This is a genomic window from Myxococcus hansupus (assembly GCF_000280925.3).
GTDB classification, from domain to species: domain Bacteria; phylum Myxococcota; class Myxococcia; order Myxococcales; family Myxococcaceae; genus Myxococcus; species Myxococcus hansupus.
Map to the genome: position 1 here is coordinate 8857074 of NZ_CP012109.1, position 19764 is coordinate 8876837.

Annotated in this window: 17 protein-coding genes; 9 read left to right on the plus strand and 8 right to left on the minus strand. The window is 69.6% G+C overall.

Features of this window, described 5'->3' with window-relative positions:
- Positions 1–5: 5 nt before the first annotated feature.
- Both A176_RS34950 and A176_RS34955 read right to left on the minus strand, forming a co-directional pair.
- On the minus strand, positions 6–299 hold the full coding sequence (locus A176_RS34950) for a hypothetical protein (RefSeq protein WP_002640232.1): 294 nt from the start codon (positions 297–299) through the stop codon (positions 6–8).
- A 176-nt stretch (positions 300–475) separates the two neighbouring features.
- Complete coding sequence (locus A176_RS34955) at positions 476–1525, minus strand: NAD(P)-dependent alcohol dehydrogenase (protein ID WP_002640233.1); 1050 nt, start codon at positions 1523–1525, stop codon at positions 476–478.
- Between the two features lie 119 nt (positions 1526–1644).
- Between A176_RS34955 and A176_RS34960 the strand changes: the two genes are divergently transcribed.
- Complete coding sequence (locus tag A176_RS34960) at positions 1645–2553, plus strand: LysR family transcriptional regulator (RefSeq protein ID WP_002640234.1); 909 nt, start codon at positions 1645–1647, stop codon at positions 2551–2553.
- 147 nt (positions 2554–2700) lie between these two features.
- Here the strand turns inward: A176_RS34960 and A176_RS34965 are convergent, their stop codons facing one another.
- The gene (locus A176_RS34965; protein WP_002640235.1) at positions 2701–4794 is read right to left on the minus strand and encodes an ATP-binding protein; all 2094 of its coding nucleotides are present in this window, start codon (positions 4792–4794) and stop codon (positions 2701–2703) included.
- A 207-nt stretch (positions 4795–5001) separates the two neighbouring features.
- Between A176_RS34965 and A176_RS34970 the strand changes: the two genes are divergently transcribed.
- Positions 5002–6585 (plus strand): bifunctional 3-(3-hydroxy-phenyl)propionate/3-hydroxycinnamic acid hydroxylase, encoded by a 1584-nt coding sequence (locus A176_RS34970; RefSeq protein WP_002640236.1) that lies wholly within the window; start codon positions 5002–5004, stop codon positions 6583–6585.
- Between the two features lie 16 nt (positions 6586–6601).
- Here the strand turns inward: A176_RS34970 and A176_RS34975 are convergent, their stop codons facing one another.
- Together A176_RS34975 and A176_RS39485 are read right to left on the minus strand one after the other, a co-directional pair.
- Complete coding sequence (locus A176_RS34975) at positions 6602–8563, minus strand: HEAT repeat domain-containing protein (RefSeq protein ID WP_002640237.1); 1962 nt, start codon at positions 8561–8563, stop codon at positions 6602–6604.
- A gap of 101 nt (positions 8564–8664) precedes the next feature.
- The gene (locus A176_RS39485) at positions 8665–10032 is read right to left on the minus strand and encodes a hypothetical protein (protein WP_021781242.1); all 1368 of its coding nucleotides are present in this window, start codon (positions 10030–10032) and stop codon (positions 8665–8667) included.
- A gap of 238 nt (positions 10033–10270) precedes the next feature.
- Here A176_RS39485 and A176_RS34985 point away from each other — a divergent pair, with 238 nt between their 5' ends.
- Both A176_RS34985 and A176_RS34990 read left to right on the plus strand, forming a co-directional pair.
- The gene (locus tag A176_RS34985; protein WP_002639962.1) at positions 10271–10678 is read left to right on the plus strand and encodes a BlaI/MecI/CopY family transcriptional regulator; all 408 of its coding nucleotides are present in this window, start codon (positions 10271–10273) and stop codon (positions 10676–10678) included.
- Positions 10675–12291 (plus strand): M56 and MltD domain-containing protein, encoded by a 1617-nt coding sequence (locus tag A176_RS34990; protein WP_002639963.1) that lies wholly within the window; start codon positions 10675–10677, stop codon positions 12289–12291. The genes A176_RS34985 and A176_RS34990 overlap by 4 nt, the downstream gene beginning before the upstream one ends.
- A 51-nt stretch (positions 12292–12342) precedes the next feature.
- Here A176_RS34990 and A176_RS34995 read toward each other — a convergent pair whose 3' ends face one another.
- Positions 12343–13101: an outer membrane beta-barrel protein gene (locus A176_RS34995; RefSeq protein WP_002639964.1), complete on the minus strand. Its 759-nt coding sequence runs from the start codon at positions 13099–13101 to the stop codon at positions 12343–12345.
- Between the two features lie 183 nt (positions 13102–13284).
- Here A176_RS34995 and A176_RS39490 point away from each other — a divergent pair, with 183 nt between their 5' ends.
- Positions 13285–13452 (plus strand): hypothetical protein, encoded by a 168-nt coding sequence (locus A176_RS39490; RefSeq protein ID WP_002639965.1) that lies wholly within the window; start codon positions 13285–13287, stop codon positions 13450–13452.
- A gap of 12 nt (positions 13453–13464) precedes the next feature.
- On the opposite strand, the gene A176_RS35000 is transcribed toward A176_RS39490, so the two are convergent.
- Positions 13465–14115, minus strand: coding sequence for a TetR/AcrR family transcriptional regulator (locus A176_RS35000; protein ID WP_002639966.1), 651 nt, complete (start codon positions 14113–14115; stop codon positions 13465–13467).
- Between the two features lie 87 nt (positions 14116–14202).
- Between A176_RS35000 and A176_RS35005 the strand changes: the two genes are divergently transcribed.
- Positions 14203–15018: an alpha/beta fold hydrolase gene (locus A176_RS35005; RefSeq protein WP_002639967.1), complete on the plus strand. Its 816-nt coding sequence runs from the start codon at positions 14203–14205 to the stop codon at positions 15016–15018.
- Between the two features lie 32 nt (positions 15019–15050).
- Entirely contained in the window at positions 15051–16037 is a 987-nt protein-coding gene (locus tag A176_RS35010) for an extracellular catalytic domain type 1 short-chain-length polyhydroxyalkanoate depolymerase (RefSeq protein WP_002639968.1), read from the plus strand.
- A 12-nt stretch (positions 16038–16049) separates the two neighbouring features.
- Here the strand turns inward: A176_RS35010 and A176_RS35015 are convergent, their stop codons facing one another.
- Complete coding sequence (locus tag A176_RS35015; protein ID WP_002639969.1) at positions 16050–16997, minus strand: MBL fold metallo-hydrolase; 948 nt, start codon at positions 16995–16997, stop codon at positions 16050–16052.
- Between the two features lie 89 nt (positions 16998–17086).
- Here A176_RS35015 and A176_RS35020 point away from each other — a divergent pair, with 89 nt between their 5' ends.
- Positions 17087–17971, plus strand: a complete 885-nt coding sequence (locus A176_RS35020) for a LysR family transcriptional regulator (protein ID WP_002639970.1) — start codon at positions 17087–17089, stop codon at positions 17969–17971.
- A gap of 88 nt (positions 17972–18059) precedes the next feature.
- Complete coding sequence (locus A176_RS35025) at positions 18060–19736, plus strand: isovaleryl-CoA dehydrogenase (RefSeq protein ID WP_002639971.1); 1677 nt, start codon at positions 18060–18062, stop codon at positions 19734–19736.
- Positions 19737–19764 lie beyond the last annotated feature (28 nt).

Here is a 19764-nt window from a genome sequence, read left to right on the forward strand (position 1 = left end):
GCCCGTCAGCCGCGGGGCTTCGCGAGGGCCTCCGCCACGCGCAGCGCCCAGGTCTCCGCCGAGTCCAGCTCGGCGCGGGCGCTGGCGTATCGGTCCAGCCCTTCCTCGGAGCCATCCCGCATGAAGATGGCGTCGTGGAACTCCTTCTGAGCGCGGAGGAGCCAGTGGCTCGCTTTCAGTCGAAGTTGCGCTGCCTTCTGGGGCGTGGGCGCGGCGAGCGCTGGCTCCAGCAGCTCCCGCTCTTCGGGGTACGGGGACGTCACCTTCACGAAACCGGCCTGTGCAATCGTCGTAGTCATGCATTGAGAATCCGCACCCAACGGCGGGCAGGCACCTGACCAGTGGGGCAGGACGACGTGCAATAGCGTGCACTGTCCTGCCCTCCGGCGCGGGTGGGCGGGGCGCGACTTCCAGCAGGGGCCGTCGTTACCTATCGGCCGTTGTCCCGCGAGGTGGGCGCCTGGCTCCGGCGCGATTACTTCCGCAGACTCGCGAGGTCGATGACGAAGCGGTACTTCACGTCTCCCTTCACCAGGCGTTCGTAGGCGTCGTTCACCTGCTGGATGGAAATCAGCTCGATGTCGGAGACGATGCCGTGCTTAGCGCAGAAGTCTAGCATTTCCTGTGTTTCCTGGATACCCCCAATCATCGAGCCGGAGAAGCTCTTCCGCATGGGGATGAGGGAGAAGGGGCGGACCTCGAGCGGCTTCTCGGGGGCGCCGACGAGCACCAGGTGGCCGTCACGGCGCAGCAGCCGCAGGTACGCGTTGAGGTCGTGCTGGGCGGAGACGGTGTCCAGGATGAAGTCGAACTTGCCGGCCTGGGCGGCCATCTCGTCCTTGTTGGCGGAGACGATGACCGCGTCGGCGCCCAGGCGCAGGGCGTCCTGCTTCTTGCGGTCCGTGTGGCTGATGACGGTGACGTGCGCGCCCATGGCCTTGGCGAGCTTCACGCCCATGTGGCCCAGGCCGCCCAGGCCCACCACGGCCACGCGCTGGCCCGGACCGACCTTCCAGTGGTGCAGGGGCGAGTACGTGGTGATGCCGGCGCACAGCAGCGGCGCGGCGGCGGCCGGGTCCAGGTTCTCCGGAATCCGGAGGACGAAGGCCTCGTCCACGACGATGGCCTCGCTGTAGCCACCCTGGTTGACCGTCTTCCCGTCCTTCGACCTGGCGTTGTACGTCTGGATGTTGGCGACCTCGCAGTACTGCTCCAGGCCCTCCTTGCAGCTCGGGCAGGTGCGGCACGAGTCGACCATGCAGCCGACGCCGGCCATGTCCCCGGCCTTGAACTTCGTGACCTGGTCGCCGACGCGAACCACGCGGCCGACGATTTCGTGGCCGGGCACCATGGGGAAGAGCGCGCCGCCCCACTCGTCGCGGGCCTGGTGCAGGTCGGAGTGGCAGACGCCGCAGTAGAGGATTTCAATCTGCACGTCGGTGGGGCCGGGCTCCCGGCGCTCGAACTGGAACGGGGCGAGGGGGGACTTGGCGTCCTGGGCGGCGTAGGCGCGAACGGGAATCATGTGGAGGCTCCTCGAGCGGGGCTGAAGTGGTCTTCCTACCTTGCGCACCGGATGATGCGTCCGGCATCGGCTCAAGGGCACTGATGAATTCGGCACGCGCTGCTTAGGAAAACTTCACAATGGCCTTCACTCCGCTCAACGCCTTGAACGCCTTCCTGGCCGTGGGACGCAAGCGCAGCTTCTCCGCGGCGGCGAAGGAGCTGGGGGTGTCCGGCTCCGCGTTGAGCCAGTCCGTTCGCCAGCTCGAGGCGCGGGTGGGCGTGCCGTTGCTCGTTCGTACCACCCGGAGCGTGGCGCTCACGGACGCGGGGCGCCGCCTGCTGGAGTCCGCGGGGCCGCCGGTGGAGCAGGCGCTCCAGGCGTTGAAGGCGGCGACGGCCCGGCCGGGGGAGGTGACGGGCTCCCTGCGGCTCACCGTGCCCTCCGTGGCGGTGTCGCCCGTCGCGACGCCCATCCTGACGCGCTTCCACCAGCGTCATCCTCGCGTGGAGGTGGAGCTGCGCGTGGAGGACCGGCTGGTGGACATCGTCGCGGAGGGGCTGGATGCCGGCATCCGCATGTCGGAGGCGCTGGAGCGCGACATGGTGCAGGTGCGCCTGTCGGAGGGGGATGACCGCTTCGTGGTGGTGGGCTCGCCCGCGTATCTCAAGCGCCGCGGGATGCCCGAGCGGCCGAAGGACCTGCTGACCCATGACTGCATCTGCATCCGCTCACCGACGAGCGGCGCCATCTACCAGTGGGAGCTGGAGCGTGGTTCGCGGAGCTGGCGCGTCCCGGTGCGAGGGCCCGTCATCACCGGAGAGTGGCGGGCGATGGTGGAGCTGGCCGAGGCGGGCGTGGGGCTGGCGTATGTGTTCGAGCCGAGCGTGAAGAAGCGGCTCGAGCGCGGCACCCTGCGGCTGGTGCTGGAGCCCTACGCGGCGAAGGTGGAGGGCTTCTTCCTGTACTTCCCCAGCCGCGCGCAGGTGTCGCCCGCGATGCGCGCGTTCGTGGACGTGGCGCGCGAGGTGACCGCGCTGGCGCGGTGATCGTGGAGGGCACGCGGTGGGGCTCGCGTGGGTGTTCCTGGTGGGGGCTGTCACGCGGTGGGGATGCCGCGCACGTGGCCTCGGCCCCGGCGTGCGGCCGGCGCGCGGTGGCGATGCTACGAACGAGTGTGCTCCCCGCGGGGCCTGTCACGCGGTGGGGATGCCGCGCACGCGGCCTCGCACCCGTGAGGCCTCATCCGCCTGTCCCGCCTCGTCCAGCAGCGCGGCGGCGCGGTGGAACAGCAGGGCGGCGTCCATGTGGCGCAGGGCCGCGGCCTCCGCGTTGGCCGCGGAGATGAGGAAGGGCACCGCGCGGCGGGGCTCATGCCCATCCATCCAGTGCTGCGCCACCACGACAGGCGGCGCCCCGCGTTGCTCCAGCGCCACGGCCAGCCGGCGGTGCAGCAGCGTGCCCAGCGCGCTGGGCGTCCCCTGCCGCACGACCTCGAAGAGCAAATCGTTGGTGAAGCGCTCGCCCCGCAGAATCTGCGCGCCTTCCAGCTCCGCCACGTGCGTGACGAGCGCGAGCGGATTCATCTCCAGCACCTCGCTGGCCAGCTCCAGCGCGAAGTCCGTCTTCGCCAACGCTGCCAGCCGGGCCACCAGCAGGGACGACGGTGACAATCGCTCCAGCCGCTGCTGGATGAGCTGCTGTCCACGGCCCGACGCGGGGACGTGCTCGGGCCAGCCGCGCTCCAGGCCGCCCGTCTCCAACAGGTACTTGAGCGTCTCCGTGATGAAGAGCGGATTGCCGCCCGTGTGCCGCGTCACGTCCTGCACCAGCTTCTCCGCGCCGGGCAGCTCCAGGCTCTCCAGCAACGCGCCCACGGCGTGGGTGCTCAGCGGTTGCAGCTCGATGGTGATGGCCAGCCCCGCGGCCACCAACTGCTGGATGAACGCGCCGGCCTGCGGCGCCAGCTCATCACCCCGGTACGTGTCGATGAAGCGCGGGAAGCGGCCGCCCGGCCCTGGCGCGTGACGGCGCGACAGCATCAACACCGCGAACTCCGCCGTGGCGCTGTCCATGAACTGGAGGTCATCGGCGACCATGGCGTCCACGCTGGCGGCCAGTTGGTAGACGACCTGGCACTGCGCCTCCAGGAAGCGGCTGCGGTCGGCCTCGTCCGCCATGGGCGGGGGCAGGCCTTCCTGTCCGGCCTGATCCGGCAGCAGCCGCGCCAACTCACGCCGCACCCACTGCGGCAGCTCCGGGTCCGGAATGCGGGCGAGCATCTGCCGCAACAGCCGCACGTGGGACGAGTAGGGCACGCTCTGCTCGCCGGGCCGAGCCTCCAGCAGCAGGTAGGTGCCACGCGACGCGGCGAAGTCATGCGCCAGCCGCGTCTTCCCCACGCCGGGCTCACCGGAGATGAAGATGGTCTGCCCCGCCTCCCACGCGGTCTCCATCCGCGCCCACTCTTGCTCGCGGCCCACGAGCACCGGCGGGCGCAGCACGGACAGGGGCAGCCGCTGCGTGATGGGGGGAATGGACTTGGGCGCCGGCGGGCCCCGCTCGATTTCACGCGCCAACGCCACCGTCTGCGGCAGCGGCGTGGTGTCCAGCTCCTCGCGCAGCAGCCGGCGGCACCGCTCGAAGGCGTTGAGCGCGGCCATCCGGTCCCCGGCCACGTAATGCAGCCGCATCAACCGGCGCCAGGCTTCCTCCGAGTATGGGTCCATGACCAGCAATTGCTCCGCCAGTGCGAGTGAACCCGTCAAATCACCTCGCCGTTCACGGCTTTCCGACTCCGCGACGGCGGCCCGGCGGCGAAGCTTGTCCAACCGCTCACGTGCACTTTCCAGCCACGCTTGGAATTCTGAACAGTCTTCGTATTCAAGAGCCCCAAGTAATACGCCTTCCAGTGCCAGGGCTTCGGTGTAACGTCCCGACAAGACGTGCGCCTGGAGCTCGGCGGCGTCCGAGCCGACGCTGTCACACAGGGAGAGGACGTCCGTGCCCTGTATCAGCTCCACGCCGCAGGCCAGGCGAAGCCGGCGCAGGAGCTGACGCATGTTGTTGCGCGCCGTCGTCTCACCGGACTCCGCCCAGAGCAGTCCGGCCAGCCGGTACTTGGGGTGGGGGCCTTCCAAAGCCAGCCACGCGAGCACTCCGGCGGTCCGCCGCTCCAAGGGGATGCGTGCGTCACCAATCCGGAGCCGGGCCTCGCCGAGCAGCTCCAGTTGAAAACGCTGTGTGCCTGCCGTGTGGCCGGCGGCCATGTCCTCCGGGATTCCTCGCATGGACGGCCCTCAAGTTAACACGCCCGCTCCCAAACCTCCGTCACGGGTAGGGATTGCCCCAGTGGTGACAAAAATTGCGTGTGGTTTTTCCGTCATACGGCAGCTCGCCACCCTGAACGGATGGCTTCGCGTACTTCCGGACTGGTCACACCGTGGTCACACCTGAATCGTTATTAAGAATGCCAGACATTGCCCCGGGAGGCATCCATGGGTTGTGACAGCCAGCAGACCGACGCGCAGGTGGACGTCATCATCAGCGGTTGTGGGCCGGTGGGAGCGTTGACGGGGAACCTGCTGGGTCTCCTCGGCGTGCGCACCCTCTTGCTGGAGCGGGACGTTGCCCCGCACGGCGAGCCCCGCGCTTTTTCGTGCGACGACGAAGGCCTGCGCATCTACCAGTCCACCGGACTGTTGGATTTGCTGCAAAGCAACATGAAGCAGTCGAACTTCGCGGAATACGTGGGAGGCTCGGGAAAGCGCTTCGCGGAGCTCCACATCGGCGATGTGGACTTCGGCTTCGGCCACTCGCCGCTGTGGTTCTTCCACCAGCCCTTGCTGGAGGGCTCGCTGCGTGACGGGCTCAACCGCTTCGAGCACGTGGAGCTGCGCAAGGGCGTGATGGTGGAGGCGGTGTCACAGGACGCCACCGGGGTGACGGTGCGTTACCGTGACTCACGGACGGGGGAGCAGCGCACCGTCCGCTCGCGGTTCCTGCTGGGGTGTGACGGCGCGCGCAGCGGCGTGCGCAAGGCCATGGGCATCCCGCTGTCCGGCCGCGCCTACGGTGAGCCCTGGCTGGCGGTGTCCGGCACCGTCACGGAGGGGGAGGTCCCGGAGCTGTGCCGCTTCGTGTGCGACCCGAAGCGCCCGTCCTTCGTGGCCACCGGCGCGGTGAACCAGATTCGCTGGGAGTTCATGCTGATGCCCGGCGAGACGCGCGAGCAGTTGGAGAGCCGGGACACCATCAACGCGCTCATCGCGCCGTACGTGGACCCCAAGCGCGTCCGCATCGAGCGCGCGCAGGTGTACACCTTCCACTGCCTCAACGCGGCGCGTTGGCGCGACGGCAATGTGTTCCTGCTGGGTGACGCGGCGCACACCATGCCGCCCTTCATGGGCCAGGGCCTGGTGTCGGGCATGCGGGACGCGGCCAACCTGGCGTGGAAGCTCCAGCGGGTGCTCAGCGGGCAGTCCCCGGACTCGCTGCTGGACACCTACGAGCAGGAGCGCCGGCCGCACGTGGAGGCGGTGCAGAAGCTGTGCATCCGGGTGGGGCACCTGTTCCTGGCGCGCAACTCCTGGGTGGCGTCCGCGCGTGACGCGCTGATGCGGACGATTCAGCGCATCCCCCGCGTGCGCAAGTTCATCGAGCGCTTCGAGTTCAAGGAGGCCCCGTCGCACGCGGAGGGCTTCTACTTCGCGGACAAGGGCGAGTACTTCATCCAGCCGCGCGTGAAGCTGGAGTCGGGCGAGGAGGTGCTGCTCGACGACACCCTGGGCAACGACTTCACGGTGATGTGCCGGTGGAACGCGCCGTCGGCGGAGCTGGAGGCGGCGCGGGAGCTGGCGCAGTCCCTGGGCGGCCGGATGCTGACGTTCCGGCCTCCGTCCGAGGCGGCCAGCGATGCGGCGCCTGACGCCGCGCCCGCCGTGGTGGACGTCACCGGGAAGCTGACGGACTGGTTCTCCCAGCACGCCGCGGACGTGGTGGTGCTGCGCCCGGACCGCTTCGTCTTCGGTGCGGTCCAGGCGCGGCGTCTGCCGGAGCTGCGCGAGGCGCTGGGCGTGTAGTCCCGCGGGCCCCGCTTCAGGGGCCCTGCGGGCCGGAGGGCAAACGCGGCGTGAGGTAGGCGATCGCCGTGTGACGGATGTCGCCGTTGGGGTCGTTCTGTCCAGCCCAGGCCAGCAGGTCCGCGGCGCCGGAGAGCTGCGTCACGCGTTCACCCAGCAGTCGCACCACGTCGTTGCGGACCGCGTCCACCGCGTCCGTGCGCAGTGCTCGCTCGAACACCGGCAGGAAGCCCGGCAGCGCCCGGAAGCTCGTGGCGAAGATGGCCGCGCGCCGGACCTCGGGCGCCGGGTCATCCACCATGCGCATGGCCAGGAGCTGGTCCGCGGTGGCGCCGGGAATCAGGCGCAGCGCCTCGATGGCCGCTTCCCGGACGATGGGCGAGGTGTCCCGCAGCGCGTCCTGGATGACGGCGAGCACCTCGGGGCTGGCGGTGTTGCCCAGCGCGCGCAGGCGAAGGGCGCGGGCCTCCGGCGTGGAGGACGCGGCCACGGACTGGGCGAGCTCCCGCAGCAGGTTCTGCGCGTCGGGTGAGTTCTGCTCCTCCAGGTTGCGCGCGGCGTTGCCCAGCGCGAGCGTGGCGGTGCTGCGCACGTCCGTCTCCGGGCTCTGCGCCATCTCCCGCAGCGCGGCGATGCCTTCCTCGGTGGGCTGCGGCGCCATGCCGAGCCCGGCGGCGGCGTCCACGCGCGTGCGCAGGCCTTGCTGGCCATCCGTCATCACCTGCGCCAGGGCGCTCAGGGCCTCGGGCGTGCTGGCCGCCGACAGCGAGCCGATGATGCTGCTGTAGACGTTGCGGTCCTTCTCGCCCCGCAGCAGTTCCGGCACGCCGTGGGCCTTGTCCGGCTCCAGGGTGAAGAGCGCGCGCAGGCGGTTCATCAACTGCGACGTCGCCTCGCCGCTGCTCGCGGAGTCTGGCGGCAGCGCACGGAGCGCGCCGACCAGGTCCGTCAGCTTCGCGCCCGCCACCAGGCGCCGCAGCTCGGCCTTGGGGTCCTGGGCGGCGTACACCTGGGTCGCCAGGGTGGAGGAGCCCAGGTGCTGCCGCCGCAGCTCCAGCGAGCCGATGAGCGCGGGTACGCGCCGCACGTCGCTCCGCGTGAGCCGCACCTCCGAGTCCGCCAGCGCCGTGGGCAGGTCCGGGCCCGACTCCACCGCGACGCGCTCGCGGCTGTGGACCGTCGCGGGCCAGCCTTCCTCGCCCAGGCCGAAGTCGGTGGTGGCGTCCACGGTGATGCTCATCCCGGCCTCCAGCGGGCGCAGGCCCTGGGGCGAGGACATCCGCAGGTAGCGCAGCTTGCGCCGCGCGTATTGCCGCTCGCCCGGGGCGGGCTGGTAATGGGCCACGTACTGGCCGGTGACGTCGAGCTCCTGCGCCTCCCACGTCGTCTGGGTCGTGAGGGGTTTGACGAACTGGGTCGCGGCCACCAGCGAGCGCAGCAGGTTCTGGGTGAGCGGGTCCACGTCCCGCTCGAAGTGCGTGAGCAGCGCGGCGCCCTGCCGGGTGTACGTCACGTAGAAGGGGTGCTGGAGGTGGCCGAGCACGCGCTCACGGGCGTTCGCGTCGAGCGCGTCGCGTCCGTCGGATTGGAAGTCGAAGCGGGCGGTGCGGACCTGCACCTGGGTGTCCAGCCTGTCACCCTGGCCGCCGACGACCGCCATCGTCAGCTCGCCCAGGAAGGTGATGGTCAGGGTTTCACCCGCGCGGGCTCCCTGCTGGGCGAAGGAGAGCTGCTGCCGCGCGTCCAGGTCGTACACGAACTGGGTGCCGGGAACCCAGGCGCGGTGCGCGTGCGCCGTGGGCGGGGACTTCGCGGCACCGGGCGTGGGCGCGGGGGCCGGCGCACTCGAGGCGCGCGCGGTGGGGACCGGGGCGGGCTCGACGGGCGGTGCCTCGTCCGAGAACAGGAGGCGGTGGGCCCCAAGTCCAAGGCCGAGGAGCAGGAGAGGGGCGGCCAGGAGCCAGCGTCGGTCATTCACGGCGAAACCTCGGGACGGCGGAGCGCGAAGGGAGAGGGGGCGTGGCGGCGCGCACGAGGGCGCCGCCACGCCAGGAACCGCGAAACAGCGTTGCTAGCGCCTTACAGCATGCAAGGCATCTGCTCGTACTCGCGCGGCACCTCGAAATGGTGCACGGGCGAGTTCACATCGCCGCCGCAGGAGCCGCCGCCCCAGCCGCCGCCACCACCACCGCCGCCCCAGCCGCCACCACCGCCGCCGCCGCCGTCACCGCCACCGGGGTTGCCGCCGCCCGTGCCGCCGCCGCTGTCGCTGATGAGCGTGCCCGTGCCGCCGACCGGCGCGCCGTTTGAGCAGGTGAAGTTGAGGGGCACGGTGCTGGTGGTGTTGATGAGGTTCCAGTTCTTCGTCGAGCCGCTCCACTTGGCGATGGTCAGCGACGCCTTCTTCTTGATGAAGAACAGCTTGATCTTGACGAAGGCCTTCAGGTTGCCGGACAGCGTGTTGATGTTGAAGTCCGACTTGAGGTTCCAGTCCAGCGAGTTGCAGCTCGTGGAGACGAGCTGGCCGGTGGTGGGCAGGCTCGCGGTGATGAGGGTCAGGCTGCCCTCCACGCCGATGCTCGCCACGAAGACGTTCACGGCCGCGCTGGCCGAGGCGTAGATGCTGCCCTTGGGCGTGGCGACCAGCTTCACCACGGTGGTGTCGACGGAGCCGTCCACCTTGATGCCCGCGTTGCCGTTGAGCGCCGCGGTGACCGTCACGGGGATGAAGAGGATGGTGAAGGTCTTCGACGCGGAGAAGAAGGTCCGGTTGAAGAGCGTCTCATCCACCAACGTGCCGGAGAGCAGGTCCTTCGAGTACACCTGCGAGCCCATCACGTACACGTTGACCTTGGCGCTCGCGAAGGCGTTCTGCTGCGCGGAGCCCGCGGCCCGGGCGCGCACGACCTCGCGCTGGTTCGCGCTGAAGGCCTTGGCCCAGATCTTCCCTTCGGCCACCGCGTCGAGCTTCGCGCCCGCGCTGGGGGTGGCCGGGATGCCGTTCAGCGAGACGTCGATGACGTAGCCCGCGCCGAAGGTGTTGTTGCCAAAGCCCTCGCTCTTGTGGAACGTCTTGCTGAAGGGCTGGCCACCGGTGTTCGCCGTGGACGGGTCCACCTGGCCACCCGGGCCCTCCGTGGTGTTGGCCGCGTCCGGCGTCTCGCCCTCGAAGTCGAAGACGATGATGTCCGGGTCGCCGTACTCCATGCCGGACGTGCAGATGCCCACGCAGTTGCTGGTCGACTCGTAGTTCACCTCCGCGTGAATCTGCGGAAGCACGTAGGGGTCGGCCCCAAAGTAGTTGCCGTCGTCCAGCATGAGGTACGCGACCTCGTGGTGGTACGGCTGGTCGTACATGTTGGGGTAGTTGTAGGCGGCTGCCGGGCTCGCCAGGCAAAGCGCTGCCAGCGCCCCCGTGAGGGGGACGTGGCGTGAAACACGAGACATGGGGGACCTTCTTGTCGTGAGGTGGGTTGTGATTCACCCAGACCGGACAATTCAGTTCAGCCTGGAAGCTGAGTAACCCAATGTTTCACGAAATTGTCAAATTCAGTCGGGAATACACGTTGAGCGATTTTAGCGAGTCTTTGATGACTCATGTTTCAAGCCAGCTCATGCGACAACTAAGTCGTTAGTTGATTTGGAACTAAGCTCTTAGTAGGTTGCTCGTCACGGAGGTTCGCTCGTGACTCGCAAGCCCGTGCCCGAAGTCGAAGAGGCTGCCCGGCCGCTGACGCCGGTGGAGCTGGAGTTGATGCACATCGTCTGGCGCCTGGGGGAGGTGGCCGTGGCGGATGTGCTCACCGCGCTGCCGCCGGAGCGCGCGCTGGCGTACACGTCGGTCTCCACGGTGCTGCGCATCCTGGAGCAGAAGGGCGTGGTGCGCAGCCGCAAGCAGGGGCGAGGTCACCTGTATTCAGCGGTGTTGCCGCGTGACGCCTACGAGGCGCAGAGCGTGCGTCACCTGGTGGAGACCGTCTTCGACGGAACGCCTTCCGCGTTGGTGGCCCGGTTGGTGGAGGCGGTGCCCCTGTCCTCGTCGGACGTGGACCAGTTGCGCAAGCTGCTCGAGGCGAAGGGGCGCAAGCCGTGAGCGCCGTGCTGCGTGAGTTCGCGTCGCTGTATCTGACGTGGGCGTTGCTGCTCGCCGTGGCGCCGCCGTTGGCGTGGCTGTCGTTGGCGGCCCTGGCTCGAATCGGGCGCCCCCTGTCGGCGCGGCAGGCCCTGAAGGTGGGACGCGGCGTGCTGGTGCTCTCGCTGGTGCTTCCGTTGTTGGCGGCGGCCGTGCACACGGTGATGCCCGCGGGGCCGCGCTTCTCCTTCGAGCGCTCGGTGGCGCGTCACGCGGGACGACTGCCCGGGCCCCTGGTGGAGACGCAGCCGGTGGCGCCATCGGCGCGAGTCTCTCGGGCCCTGCCGTCCCTGCCACCGGTGCTGCCGGCCGCCGCGCTGACGCTGCTGCTGGGGGGCGTGGCTGTCACGGTGCGCGCGCTCGTCCGGCATCGGAGGCTGCTGCGCCAGTTGGAGGCGCTGCCGCGCGTGCGAAGCGTGGGGCGCATCGCCGTGGTGCTGGGCGAAGACGGCATGCCGGCGTTCTCCGCGTGGTTTCCGCGCGGGTGGCACCGGGCATCCGCGTGGGTGGTGGTGCCTCCCGCGTTGCTGGAGGACGCGGAGGGTCTGCGGCTCACGGTGTTGCATGAGCTGCAGCACCACCGGCAGCGCGACACGCATTGGGCCTTCGCGCGGCTCGCGCTCACCAGCGCGTTCTTCTGGCACCCGGCCGCGCATGGCCTGTCCCGCTGGTGGGTGTCACTTCAGGAGTTGGCTTGTGACGAGGCGCTCGTGGCCACCGGGCGTGTCCAGCCGCAGGCCTATGCGCGCTGCCTGCTCCAGGCGGCCTTGGCGGTTCCTTCCCATTCCTCACTTCCCGCCGGTGCCACCGGCATGGCTCACCCCACCACAAGGAGAATCCAGATGCTGTTTCAGCCTCGTCCTGCCCGTGCCCAGGGTGTCACCACGCTCTTGGCCGCGCTGTGTCTCGTCCTCGCGCCGCTCGCGGCGTTGTCTCAAGGCGTGGCGAAGGGCCGCGCGGTGACGCTGGTGGAAGCGCAATCCCTGGCGCGGACGAGTCAGCCGGAGGGCGACTTGCCGGTGGTGGTGGATGCGCACGTGGTGGCGCGGCTCAATGCGCTCACGGGCACGGAGAAGGGGCGCGCGTTCATGAAGCGCGCGCTGGAGAACCTGGCGACGCATCGCGCGGCGCTCGCGGGGCCGCTGCGCGCCAAGGGGCTGCCCGAGGGGCTCCTGGCGGTGGCCGTCGTCGAGTCCGCGGCGACGAACATGCCGGAGACGGATGGCCGGCCCTCGCTGGCGCCGGGCATGCGCGGCGCGGGCGTGTGGATGTTCATCCCGGAGACGGCGCGGCGCTACGGGCTGGAGGTGAGTGACGCGCGTGACGAGCGGCTGGACGTGGCGCGCGAAACGCAGGCCGCCGCCGCGCTGCTGTCGGACCTTCACGCGCGGTTCGGTGACTGGCGGCTGGCGCTCGCCGCGTACAACCAGGGCAGCAAGAAGGTGGAGGCGGCGCTCGCCGCGGGCGGCAGCCGTGATGCCACCGCGCTCATCGACGCTGGGCATCTCAACGACTACGCCGCCACCGTGCAGGCGGGGTTGCTCATCCTGCGCAACCCGCACCTGCTGGATTGAGGCGGGTGGGGCGCGGCGCTGGCGAAGCTTTGTCAGCGCCGCGGGCGTGAATCAGAAGCGGACCTGCATCCGGAGGCCCCCCGACAGCCAGGCGTGGACCGCCTTGTTGTCGATGCTCTCCGAGGACGACTCCGAAGCGTCACCCAGGATGGGGACGTTCTTCATCTCGATGCTGGAGGTCGCCGTCTGGTAGACGCCCGCCGCGAGCGACACATAGGGCCCGATGGAGAACGTGTCGTTGATGCGGTAGTCGGCGCCGGCCTGGATGGAAGCGAACTCGATGCCGCGGGCGCCGACGCCGATGATGGACTCGATGTCTCCCTCGCGCGCGGAGACCTTCGTGTTGATCATCTCGTAGCCGATGCCCAGGCCCAGCCAGGGCATGAACTTCTCACCCGCGCGGAAGTGGTAGGACGCGTTGATGCCGAAGCGCATCTGGTCCGAGCTGCAGCTCACCCCCGTCTCGGAGCACGCTGCGTTATCGGGCAGCAGCACGGGCGCATATTGGAAGTAGGCGCCCAGGTAGACGTTCGAGTTGAAGAAGTAACCCACGTCCACCTGCAAGGGGATGGCGCCCTTGTACGCGTCACTCATCTTGAAGTTGTCGCCGCTCCGGGTGCCCGTGGAGTCACCCAGGGGAAGGGCGTAGCCGCCGCGCAGGCCCAAAGTGAAGCCCCGGTCCTCCTGGGCCTGCTCGAGCTCCTCGGTGCTCTTGACCTCCTTGCGCCGGAAGTTGCCGTCGTTGCGCCAGTCCGCGGCGAAGGCGGGAGCGGAGAGAGCGAGGGAGAGCGCCGTGAACTTCCAAATCATGCGAGTCGTCATGGGGAGTGTGTCCAGGGGAGCGAGCCGGCCTCGTTCGCTGCGTGGATGCGCCTTCTGACGGGGCCCCTCCTGGAAAATTCAAAGCGAGCGGCCAACCGGGCCGTCCAGCGCTGCCATGCGGCCGGGGCATCCCTACCTTCAGGGCTCATTCCTGTGTGAAGGAGGCCATCGATGAAGGGGCTGCTCTACGTGGGCCTGGCGTTGCTCACGCTCTGGGTCGTGCTCACCGTGACTCGCGCCGTCGTGGGCGGACTGCTGTGGGTCGTCCTCCTGGTCGGCATCGCCTCACTGGCGGTCTACGCGTTCCAGGTGGCGTCCGGCCGCAGACAGATACGCTAGCCCCAGGCGGCCTCACGTGCTGGAGGCGTGGCCCAGCATCCGCAGCGCGAGCTCTGCGTGGGTGTTCGCCAACGCCTCCACTTCGATGGGGCCGCCGGGCTCGAACCAGTGGGGGATTCGCGAGCCCATGCCGACAATCGCCGCGGCGGTGATGGCGGGATGGAGCGGCGCGAACTGCCCCTGGGCCTGGCCGCGCAGGATGGCGTCCATCAACATGGCGTTGGCCCTGTCCCGCAGCACCTGGGCGGGCGCGGCCAGCTCCTGGCTCAACGCGTAGAACTCCTCGTTCACCACCATGGCGAGCTGCGGGTGCTCCGCGTGGACGCGCGTGTGGGCATGGACCAACGCGCGCACCTGGGCCACGGGCGTGGGCTGCGCGTCGCGGAACGCCGTCTCCAGCGCCTCGAAGTGGGCCTCGTGACCAATGCGCACCAGCTCCGCGAGCACGTGGTCCTTGGCCGCGAAGTGGGCGTACAGCGCGCTGGGCCGCAGCTCCAGGGCGGTGGCGAGGTCCCGGATGGACGTGTCGTGATAGCCGCGGCTCGCGAAGAGCTGGAGGGCCGTCTCCAGGATGCGCCGACGGGTCCCCTCGGGCGGCGCCGCCGTCGTGAGGGGAAGGCGGGCGTCCGTGGCGCGCAGGCGGGAGCGGGGGGGCGTACTCATGAGATACTCTTGATAAACGAACGTTCGTTCATGTAGCTTGGGGCCTGCGGTTCGACACGCTTCCTTACCTGAATCTGGGGTCCGGACATGCCGTTGCTCCAGTTCGAGGAGCTCTCCCTCTACTTCGATGTGTTGGGTGAAGGCACTCCCGTGCTGCTGCTCCATGGGCTTGGCTCCACGGGCCGTGACTGGGAGTCCGTGGCACCCAGACTGACGGCCCGACACCGCGTCATCATCCCCGATGCGCGGGGGCATGGGCGCAGCGGGAAGCCGCCGGGCGAGTATGGGGTGCCCCGCTTCGCTCGGGACATCGCCGGCCTGTGTGACGCGCTGGGTCTGACGCGCGTCCACGTGGTGGGCCTGTCCATGGGCGGCATGATGGCGTTCCAGCTCGCGGCGGATCGGCCGGAGCTGGTGCGCAGCCTGGTCATCGTCAACAGCGGCCCGGAGCTGGTGGCGCGCACGCTGCGCCGCAAGTTCGAGTTCGGGCTGCGCCTGACACTGCTGAAGCTGCTGGGGCCCTCGGCGCTGGCCAAGGTGCTGGCGCCCAAGTTGTTCCCCAAGCCAGAGCAGGAGGCGCTGCGCCAGCGCGCGGTGGAGATTTTCGGCGCCAACGACCCGGACGCCTACCTGCGCGCGACGAAGGGGCTGTTGGGGTGGAGCGTCATGGACCGGCTGGGGGGCATCACCTGCCCGGTGCTGGTGCTCGCGTCGGACCGTGACTACACGCCCGTGGCCGCGAAGCAGGCCTACGTGGACCTGCTGCCCAATGCGAGGCTCCAGGTGTTGAGTGACTCCGGCCATGCGTCACCGCATGACCAGCCCGAGAAGGTCGCCGAGGCCGTGGAGGCCTTCCTGGCCGGAGTCGAGGACGCCGCGGAGGATGCGCGGCAGCCGGGCTGAGCGCGGTTCCCCCACCCCGAAGGAGTCAGCCAATGAAGCGGAACGCTGTCGCGTGCTTACGCACGTGGTTGTTGCTGCTCGCTGTCCTCACGCTCACCGCCGCGGCCCCCGCCCGCGCGGGCACCTGGGTCCATGGCATCGAAGGGACGCGAGGCTTCCAGCTCTGGGTGCCCACGGGCTACCAGGCGGACTCGCCGCTGCCGTTGGTGGTGGCGCTGCACGGCTGTTTCCAGAACCCGAGCCAGTTCGCCGGCCTCACGCGCCTCAATGAGAAGGCGGACGCCGAGAAGTTCCTGGTGCTGTATCCGAACCAGGCGACGTTCGCGAACCCCACCCAGTGTTGGAACTTCATGCTGGTGCTCAACCAGACGCGTGGCCACGGTGAGCCCGCGCTCATCGTGGGCATGGTGGAGCAGGTCCGCCGGCACTACGCGGTGGACGCGCGCCGCATCTACGTGGGCGGTGTCAGCTCCGGCGCGGTGCTCACGGGCACGCTGCTGGCGTGTTACTCGGACGTGTTCGCCGCGGGGATGATTGGCGCGGGGGCCATGTACAAGGCCGCCACCACGATTTCCGGCACGGGCTTCGCGATGCTCTTCGGCAGCATCTACCACCCGGATGACCGGGGCCGGGACGCGTGGGTGTGCTCGGGCCGCCCGCGTCACACGATGCCGGTGCTCGTGGTGCACGGGACGCGGGACAGCGTGGTCGACATCGTCAATGGCCGGCAGGCGACGCGGCAGTTCCTGCAGACCAGTGACTACGGGGATGACGGCGTGGCCAACGACAGCATCCGTCCGGTGGCCACCCAGACGACGCGGGCGAGCGTGCCGGGCGGGCGCAGCTACACCGTGGACGACTACGTCTACGGCGGCTCGCTGGTGGCGCGGCACATCGAAATCCAGGGCATGGACCACGCGTGGCCCGGTGGGGATTCGCGCTATCCCTTCGCGGACCCGTCCGGGCCGGACGCCACCTCCCTCATGTGGGACTTCTTCCGGCAGCACACCCGGAACTGAGGCCTTCGCGCCTCAGTGCTGGTGACCCAGGCGCACCTCGACCTCCGGGTGCGCCTGGGCGAACGCGCGCAGCCGCTTGAAGCTCACCGTCGCGCGGTCCCCGTCGTTGTTGAAGGAGCCTGGCTCCACGTCGTGCTCCCAGCCCCAGCGCGTGTGGCTGATGTCGCCCGCGAGCAGCACCGGGCCCTTCGTGGAGCGCACCAGGTACGCGGTGGTGCCGGGCGTGTGGCCGGGCAGCCAGAGCGCCCACACGGAGCCGTCACCGAAGATGTCCACCGCGCCGTCGAAGAGGCCGGCGTCCTCGCGGGCGTAGGTCCACTCGGACAGCGGCGGCTTGCCGGCCAGGGCGCGGTCGCTGTTGCCCTGGACGACCATGTTCACGAAGGCGCGGTCCCTGGCCTCGCCCGGCCCCGTGTAGACGGGCGTGCCCGCGGGCACGTCCGCCATGCCGGTGATGTGGTCCGGGTGCAGGTGCGTGAGGAACACGCCCGACAGGGGCTGCGGCTGCTTCGCGAGCCACTCGCCCAGCGGCGCGTGCACCGTCATCTTCTCCATGTCCATGGCGCTGGCGATGAGGCCTCGCATCGCGGCCTTCTCCGGCGCGTCGCGCATCGCCGTCTCCACGCCGGTGTCCACGATGAAGAGGCCCTTCTCCGGATGGCGGATGGCATGGAAGAAGACCTGGATGGGCTCGGCGCTGTCGTCCAGGCCCGCGGTCTTCGCGGTGGGGTGGTCCAGGTTGATGAGGCCGCCGCGATCCACGGACCAGTCGCAGGAGACGACCGTCTCCAGTTCCACCGGGCCCGGCTGGCTCAGCAGGGGCAGCAGCTCCGAGGACGGCCGCGCCACGCCGAGCGCGGAGGGCTGCACCCCATGCGAGGTGACGGCGCAGCCGGTGAGGGCCAGGGCGCCTCCGAGCACCGCGGCGAGCGAGAGGGCAATGGAAGAACGGGTCCGCATGGGTGGGGCTCCTTCACGTCGAGACAAGCGCAACGTAGCGATGCGAGAATGAATGGGAAATGGCCATTCCGGCATGAGGTCATGCATTCATGGATATCTCCTGGGATGACGCGCGGCTGTTCCTGGCCATCGCGGAGACGGGCAGCTTCAGCGGGGCGGCGCGGCAGCTTCGCATCGGGCAGCCCACGGTGAGCCGGAGGCTGGCGGCGCTGGAGTACGCGGTGGGCGCCGCGCTGTTCCGCCGGGGCGTGGACGGCGCGGTGCTGACGGTGGCGGGCGAACGGCTGGTGATGCCGGCGAAGAAGATGGCGGAGTGGGCGGGGGAGCTGCACCGCGCGGCGGAGTCGTCGGACACGTCGCCTCGCGGGCTGGTGCGGGTGACGGCCTCGCCGTACATGAGCTTCGACTTCCTCGCGCCCTTCGCTGGGGCCGTGTCGAGGAAGTTCGAGGGCCTGCGGCTGGAGGTTCTCTCCGGGATTCAATACCTGGACCTGGGGCGCGGCGAGGCGGACCTCGCGCTGCGAGCCAAGGCCCCGACGAACGCTGACTTGAAGCGCGTGTATTCGCTGGATGTTCGCAACGCCGTCTTCGTCGCGAAGTCGCTCAAGGCGAGGCTGCCGAAGCGGCCCACGCTCCAGCAGCTCCCGTGGGTGGCCTGGGCGCCGCCGTTCGACATGACGCCACCCAATCCCCAACTGGAGTCCATCATCCCCGGCTTCTCTCCGGTGTTCACGGCGGACAACTACCTGGTGCTGCTGGCGGCGGCCGAGGCCGGCGTGGGGGCCATGGTGCTGGCGGACCTGCGGCACCGCTTCGTGCGCGAGCGGCGCCTCGTGCCGCTCGACATCGACCTGGGGCCCTACGCGACCCTGCCGCTGCACCTGGTGTGCGCGAAGTCCGCGCTCGACATCCCGCGTGTTCGGAAGGTGTCGGAGCTGTTGGTCGAGGAGTTGGAGCAGGCGAAGAAGCGTTGACCCGGCGCGTCCGAGGGCCGCGTGGCGGTGGCCTGCCGAGCCTGTTCACGGTAATTCAAGGGCACTGTTTCCCAGGAGGACCTTCACCATGACTGAACGCAATGCCATCGCCGCCGGCTTCCTCACGCACGAGGTCACGAACCAACCTCCGCCGTTGGTGTACGACGCGTGGAAGACGGACACCGTGCTCCGCGAGGCCGTGGCCCGCGAGGGCGGCGGTTGGGCGGAGGCCGAGCTGGCGAAGTACGGCATCCTGGCGGGCGGCGAGATGCAGCAGTTGGCGTTCCTCGCCAATGAGAACAAGCCGAAGTTCCGGCCCTTCGACCGCTATGGCAACCGCCGCGACGAGGTGGAGTTCCATCCCGCGTACCACCGGCTGATGGAGCTGGGCATGGCCCACGGCGTGTCCGGCTTCGCCTGGCGCAACGAGGACAAGCCCGGCGCCCACGTGGCGCGCATGGCGCTCTTCTACCTGCACAACCAGGCGGACCAGGGCACGAGCTGTCCGCTCACGATGACGTACGCCTCGGTGCCCGCGCTGCGTCACCAGCCGGAGCTGGCGCTGGAGTGGCTGCCGCGCGTCAGTTCCGCGGCCTACGACAGCCGCTTCATCCCCGCCGCGCAGAAGTCCGGCGCCACGCTGGGCATGGGCATGACGGAGAAGCAGGGCGGCTCCGACGTGCGCACCAACACCACCAAGGCGCACCGTCTGGGTGAAGGCCGGGGTCCGGGGCAGCCCTACGCGCTGGTGGGCCACAAGTGGTTCTTCTCCGCGCCCATGAGCGACGCCTTCCTGGTGCTGGCGAACGCCGAGGGCGGGCTGTCGTGCTTCCTGATGCCGCGCTTCACGCCGGACGGCGAGCTCAACGCCATCCGTGTGCAGCGACTGAAGGACAAGCTGGGCGACTGGAGCAACGCCAGCTCCGAGGTGGAGCTGCACGGCGCCTACGCGGTGATGGTGGGCCCGGAGGGGCGCGGTGTCCCCACCATCCTGGAGATGGTCGCGCTGACGCGGCAGGACTGCATGATTGGCTCCAGCGGGCAGATGCGGCAGGCGCTGGTGCAGGCCATCCACCACACGCGGCACCGCGTGACGTTTGGAAAGAAGCTCATCGACCAGCCGCTGATGCGCAACGTGCTGGCGGACCTGTCGCTGGAGCTGGAGGCCCATGTCGCGCTCACCGCGCGCGTCTCCCGCGCCGTGGACGCGACGCCTCGGGACGAGAAGGAGGCCGCGTTCTGCCGCATCGCCACGGCGGTGGGGAAGTATTGGGTGTGCAAGCGCACGCCGGTCTTCGTCAACGAGGCGCAGGAGTGCCTGGGCGGCGCGGGCTACGTGGAGGAGACCAACCTGCCGCGCCTCTACCGTCAGGCCCCGCTCAACTCCATCTGGGAGGGCAGCGGCAACATCCAGTGCCTGGACGTGCTGCGCGCGGCGTCGCGTGAGCCGGCCAGCCGGGAGGCGCTCTTCGCCGAGCTGCTCGCCGCACAGGGCGGGCACCGCGCTTACGACGAGGCCACCGCGCGGTTGGGCAAGGAGTTGGCCAACACGGACTCGCTGGAGGCGCGCGCGCGCTCGTTGGTGGAGGGATTGGCGCTGGCGCTTCAGGCGTCGCTGCTGATTCGCGCGGGGAACACCGCCGTGTCGGATGCCTTCTGCGAGTCGCGCCTGGGCGGCGCGCATGGCCAGACGTTTGGCACGCTGCCGGCGCACGCGCCGATGCAGGTGCTCATCGACCGCGCCTTCTCCGAAGAGACGCCGTGACGTGACGGCCCGGCGAGGTGCTCACGAC

What these genes read in the sequence shown, in the direction of transcription:
- A176_RS34950 (WP_002640232.1), bottom strand. Translation starts at nt 299, where the DNA reads ATGACTACGACGATTGCACAGGCCGGTTTCGTGAAGGTGACGTCCCCG.
- A176_RS34955 (WP_002640233.1), bottom strand. Translation starts at nt 1,525, where the DNA reads ATGATTCCCGTTCGCGCCTACGCCGCCCAGGACGCCAAGTCCCCCCTC.
- A176_RS34960 (WP_002640234.1), top strand. Translation starts at nt 1,645, where the DNA reads ATGGCCTTCACTCCGCTCAACGCCTTGAACGCCTTCCTGGCCGTGGGA.
- A176_RS34965 (WP_002640235.1), bottom strand. Translation starts at nt 4,794, where the DNA reads ATGCGAGGAATCCCGGAGGACATGGCCGCCGGCCACACGGCAGGCACA.
- A176_RS34970 (WP_002640236.1), top strand. Translation starts at nt 5,002, where the DNA reads ATGGGTTGTGACAGCCAGCAGACCGACGCGCAGGTGGACGTCATCATC.
- A176_RS39485 (WP_021781242.1), bottom strand. Translation starts at nt 10,032, where the DNA reads ATGTCTCGTGTTTCACGCCACGTCCCCCTCACGGGGGCGCTGGCAGCG.
- A176_RS34995 (WP_002639964.1), bottom strand. Translation starts at nt 13,101, where the DNA reads ATGATTTGGAAGTTCACGGCGCTCTCCCTCGCTCTCTCCGCTCCCGCC.
- A176_RS39490 (WP_002639965.1), top strand. Translation starts at nt 13,285, where the DNA reads ATGAAGGGGCTGCTCTACGTGGGCCTGGCGTTGCTCACGCTCTGGGTC.
- A176_RS35000 (WP_002639966.1), bottom strand. Translation starts at nt 14,115, where the DNA reads ATGAGTACGCCCCCCCGCTCCCGCCTGCGCGCCACGGACGCCCGCCTT.
- A176_RS35005 (WP_002639967.1), top strand. Translation starts at nt 14,203, where the DNA reads ATGCCGTTGCTCCAGTTCGAGGAGCTCTCCCTCTACTTCGATGTGTTG.
- A176_RS35010 (WP_002639968.1), top strand. Translation starts at nt 15,051, where the DNA reads ATGAAGCGGAACGCTGTCGCGTGCTTACGCACGTGGTTGTTGCTGCTC.
- A176_RS35015 (WP_002639969.1), bottom strand. Translation starts at nt 16,997, where the DNA reads ATGCGGACCCGTTCTTCCATTGCCCTCTCGCTCGCCGCGGTGCTCGGA.
- A176_RS35020 (WP_002639970.1), top strand. Translation starts at nt 17,087, where the DNA reads ATGGATATCTCCTGGGATGACGCGCGGCTGTTCCTGGCCATCGCGGAG.
- A176_RS35025 (WP_002639971.1), top strand. Translation starts at nt 18,060, where the DNA reads ATGACTGAACGCAATGCCATCGCCGCCGGCTTCCTCACGCACGAGGTC.